1 protein-coding gene and 1 pseudogene are annotated in these 5,374 nt (G+C 39.7%); both read right to left on the reverse strand.

Annotated features, from left to right (window positions below; genetic code table 11):
• A pseudogene (locus ACFIKN_RS07605) lies at positions 1 to 2,640 on the reverse strand (hypothetical protein); the annotation flags it as partial.
• A gap of 1,207 nt (positions 2,641 to 3,847) precedes the next feature.
• Positions 3,848 to 5,374 (reverse strand): YadA-like family protein (locus ACFIKN_RS07610; RefSeq protein ID WP_375658177.1); only part of this gene is annotated, 1,527 nt, incomplete at its 5' end.

Here is a 5,374-nt window from a genome sequence, read left to right on the forward strand (position 1 = left end):
TTTATCTTCTGTTTTGCCATCTTCCTTCACGCTCTTAACTGTGAATGTAGGCGCACTCCAAGTTCCATTCTCATACTTAGCTTTACCACCTAAAGACTTCGCAACATCGCCACCCAATTTATGAAGCTGGTTACCCGTTACGGCATCCGTTGAGGTTCCACTAATGTCTCCATTTTTAAGAGACGTAATCTTGCTGTTCTCTTTACTGTCCCCATGCGTCGCTACAAAGGCATTCGCCGTTTGGCTCCAGATTAAAGAATCACTTTTTTCACCAGCAATTTCTTTGCTAATCTCATTTTTAATATTCGTGATAGAATCACCAACACCGGCAAAGGCAGACGCGACACTGTCATAAGTCGAGTCAGTAACGTCACCATCAGAATTGAAGCGCTTAACCTTGAATGTAGGAGCAGTCCACGTGCCATTCTCATACCTAGCGTTACCACCTAAAGATTTTGCAACATCGCCACCCAATTTATGAAGCTGATTACCCGTTACGGCATCCGTGGAACCAGCATTAATGGTGCCATCTAAAAGAGATGTAAGCTTGCTATTGCTTTTGCTATCTTTCTCTCCATGCGTCGCTACAAAGGCACCTTTAGCCTTATCCCACAACAACGCATCAGCCTGAGCAGTGCTAATTTCATTGGTAATCTCTTTATGTAAATCCGTGAAAGAAGTGCCTACACCGGCAAACGCTGAAGCCACATCTGTATAGCTCTCCTCACTCTCAGTACCATCAGATTTTACTGTTTTAACCGTGAACTTAGGCTTGCTCCATTGGCCATCCTCATACTTAGCACCACCACCTAAAGACTTCGCAACATTGCTCCCTAGAGCATATAGCTGGTTACCAGCTATAGCATCCGTTGACGTTCTACTAATGTCTCCATTTTTAAGAGACGTAATCTTGCTGTTCTCTTTACTATCCCCATGCGTCGCTACAAAGGCATTCGCCGTTTGGCTCCAGATTAAAGAAGCACTTTTTTCACCAGCAATTTCTTTGCTAATCTCATTTTTAATATTCGCGATAGAATCACCAATACCGGCAAAGGCAGTCGCGACACTGTCATAAGTCGAGTCAGTAACGTCACCATCAGAATTGAAGCGCTTAACCTTGAATGTAGGAGCAGTCCACGTGCCATTCTCATACCTAGCGTTACCACCTAAAGATTTTGCAACATCGCCACCCAATTTATGAAGCTGATTACCCGTTACGGCATCCGTGGAACCAGCATTAATGGTGCCATCTAAAAGAGATGTAAGCTTGCTATTGCTTTTGCTATCTTTCTCTCCATGCGTCGCTACAAAGGCACCTTTAGCCTTATCCCACAACAACGCATCAGCCTGAGCAGTGCTAATTTCATTGGTAATCTCTTTATGTAAATCCGTGAAAGAAGTGCCTACACCGGCAAACGCTGAAGCCACATCTGTATAGCTCTCCTCACTCTCAGTACCATCAGATTTTACTGTTTTAACCGTGAACTTAGGCTTGCTCCATTGGCCATCCTCATACTTAGCACCACCACCTAAAGACTTCGCAACATTGCTCCCTAGAGCATATAGCTGGTTACCAGCTATAGCATCCGTTGACGTTCTACTAATGTCTCCATTTTTAAGAGACGTAATCTTGCTGTTCTCTTTACTATCCCCATGCGTCGCTACAAAGGCATTCGCCGTTTGGCTCCAGATTAAAGAAGCACTTTTTTCACCAGCAATTTCTTTGCTAATCTCATTTTTAATATTCGCGATAGAATCACCAATACCGGCAAAGGCAGTCGCGACACTGTCATAAGTCGAGTCAGTAACGTCACCATCAGAATTGAAGCGCTTAACCTTGAATGTAGGAGCAGTCCACGTGCCATTCTCATACTTAGCGTTACCACCTAAAGATTTTGCAACTTTATCACCTAGAGTATAAAGCTGGGAACCATTAACGGCATCGGTTGACATTTTTGAGAGCTCACCAGGAGAAACCTTCAAAAGACGCCGTGTCTTACCTTCACTACTCTCAAAAGTCACGTCAGTTAATACTGAGGTAGGAGCAATAGCTATCACAGTTGGCCCATCATCCGCTCGGTTTAGTGCACTGGGTAAGCTTCTTATAAGAGAAAAGCTGTCTGTGTTCTTATGCTGATCATCACTTTGAGATGGATTATCTTGTTTTTCCCCAATAGCATGGGGTTCCTTTATCTCAACAATCTGATGATTTAAACCTGCCAAATCACTATTAGTGCCAGAAAATGCATCCGCAACACTTTTATAACCTTCTACATTCTTATAACCTTCCGTACCTGCAAATGCAGTATCAAAAGCAGCTTTAGTCTGAAACTTAATATTAAGACTAAAGTTCTTGGGGGTATCCTCCCCCTCCACAAATGCAGAGCCACTATCTCTATACAATTTACTGCCAACTACATAGGCTGGCGGTATACCTTTAAGCGCATTTGCACCACCACTAAAGTCGTTTGATTTGTTATTTAAAATCTGAGTAGCAGCAGCAACAGGAGAAACATTTGATAAAAAGATAATCACTGAAGCCAATGAAAGCGCTTTAATAAAAAGCCGTCGATAAAACGAGCAAGAATTTTTACAATCATTCACCACTAGCGCTTTTGGTGTGGTATATAATTTTTTCATAACAAATTCTCCAAATAAGAAATACATATTTAGAACATTAAAAAGTCATATTTCAGTGCTAGGGGTGATTAACGACGTGATTTTTGTTTGTTCTCTATAAAGTTTGAGTTTGCCGCAGAGGCGAACAGAAGTAATTAGAAGTCCGGCAGGGTTGTGATGGACGTTGATTAAAGGTTTGGTTAATGGGTTTTTTATTTTTTCCGCTTTTAAGAAGGATGCTTTTTTTTGCAACAAAACTCCTGAATGAGGGTGAAAAACGGATATGAAGAAGACATACTTGCGCCCTATTGTTAGATCTGCGGTTTATAGTTTTTAAAGTAAAAGAGTTCATTTTGTATAATTAAGAGGCTGTAATGTTTATTAGGGGAAAAGGTTAAGTTGTTGGCTGAATGATTTAGAGTACTTGTTGTGAAATCATTACGCTTTTATCGCGGGGGTAAGAGGCATACTCTTGAGCTTTAGATTTTTTTCTCTCAAAGAGCTTCAAAATAAAATGAAGGTGATTGTTTGTTTTTTTCATAATCCGTCGCGCCCCCCTTGCGAGCATCTTTCTGTTTTTACCAAAATGAGTCTTACTAAAGAATATTTCGCAATGTTATAGACTATTGCGTAAAATAGCAAGAGGAAAATGAATTTAATTATTTTTACAGAATGAGTCTTTCCGATTTATACAATCGTAAAATATCCTTATAACTTTAAAATTCATAGATTCCATGCACTATAGACTTGTCTAGAGGTTTTGTTTAATCTTTCGTTTTAGGTGTCCCATTTTGATCAAAATGAGTCTTACTAATAATTGCCGCTGTTGCATACCTCATGATTGCTACTGCTGTGTACAGAGCAAATAAATAAAATAATAAAATGGGGATTTTTGATTTTTTTAAACGTATCCCCCCAATGGATATTTTCTATCAATGAAATTATAGAACGTACAGTTTTAAAATACTGTGCGATTACGCACTCTATCAATTTATATGAGAGTATTACGCTGTATTTATAAAATTTTTGTTAAAGTAATTCACTTTTTACTAAAATCAATCTCACTAAGATTATTACTATAGAATACCTTGTTATAAGACTTTATAAGTATACTACTCTATGGACTTCTCTGTAAAATATTACTTCTCTATAATATAAAATTTCGCCCTTGTCTGATGAGACAAGGGCGAAACTTCGCTTAAATTGTAGTTTTTCATATTCTCTGGTGTTATTTTAATTTCAGAGTTATTCCACCACCTACACCCCACTGACCGCCAGCACTGGTTGCTGATAGATTAGAACGAATCTTGCCATCTTCAGATGTATAACCTGCACCAATCGCAAAGGCAGATTGTCCACGCCAAAAACCACCACCAAATGAAACACTCACAGATCCTGGGTCATCGAAGTAACGTAAGTTAGAGACTGCCAAACCAATCGCTGCTGCTTGCCTTGCCTCTTTGCGCACATTCGTAATATCATAACTTAGTGCGTCAAACTTCATATCGGTATAGGATTTCGCCGCATTAACACCATTATTGACTTGATCGTCCGTATACTTTTTCGCACTGTCAAGAGTAATCTTCATCTGCTCCGCGGTATGATCGTATAACTGACCACCATTCACTGCGTCCTTAGAGTCATGTTCAATTTTTCCACCTTGAACATTCGTAATCAAAACAGGATCACTGTCATCGACACCTTTTAGAGTGATGCTATTGATTTTCTTTCCGCTATCATCGGTATCATAGCTAACCGCAACATTCACCTTTTTTTCAACTTCTGTTACCCTGCCTTCAACTCCTGTTACCCTTTCACCCATCTTATTAAACTGACTGTCAGTCACCTCATAAGTTGACTTTTCTAAAATTTCACTAGGAGCAACAGTTACCGTGGTTGAATTATCCGCCTCATCTATGGCGCTTTCTTCCTCATCTATGGCAAGAGGTAAGCTTCTTAGAAAACGTGCGCTTCTCATAAAAGGAAAGCCTTCTGAAAAAATATCCGAAGAATTATCTTGAGGTGTATAACTTTTTTCAATAATACCAACGCTATCCTTTATCTTAACAATCTCCTCATTCAAACTTGTGAAAGCACTATTAACGCCAGAAAACGCATCTGCAACATTAGTATAGTTTTTCTCAGTTTCATTACCATTCTTATCAAAGGCTTTAACTGTAAATGTAGGATCTGACCATTTTCCCGCTTTATCATATCCAGCACCACCGCCAAAATAACTTGCAAATGCCTGAGTCATAAAATAAATTTGACCACCATTTACTGCTTCTGTCGATGTTGCCGTAAATGCACCCCCCTTAACACCAGAGAGAACTCGTGGAAAATTAATACCGTTTGCAATATCTATTCTATTGCCACCCTTGTCTCCACCAATCGTAATAAGCCCAACGCTATTTTGCCTAACAAAACTATCACCTGTCACACTTTCGATCTTTTGATTAAGATTCGTAAAAGAACTACTTACACCAGAAAGCGCTTCCCCAACATTCTTATAGTTCTTTTCAGTCCCACTACCATTTTTATCAAAAACCTTAACTGTAAAAGTAGGAGCATTCCAGTTTCCATCTTTATCATATCCAGCATTATCACTCAAATAGCCTGCAACTACATTGCTCATGGCATAAAATTGAGAGCCATTTATCGCATCAGTCGATGTTGCTGTAATCGAACCAGCCTTAACACCCGCAAGAGTCCGTGCCACATTATCAACATTCGCGATATTTACCCTGGCCCCACT

The sequence above is a fragment of the Bartonella sp. CL436QHHD genome, from assembly GCF_042195105.1.
Taxonomy (GTDB): domain Bacteria; phylum Pseudomonadota; class Alphaproteobacteria; order Rhizobiales; family Rhizobiaceae; genus Bartonella.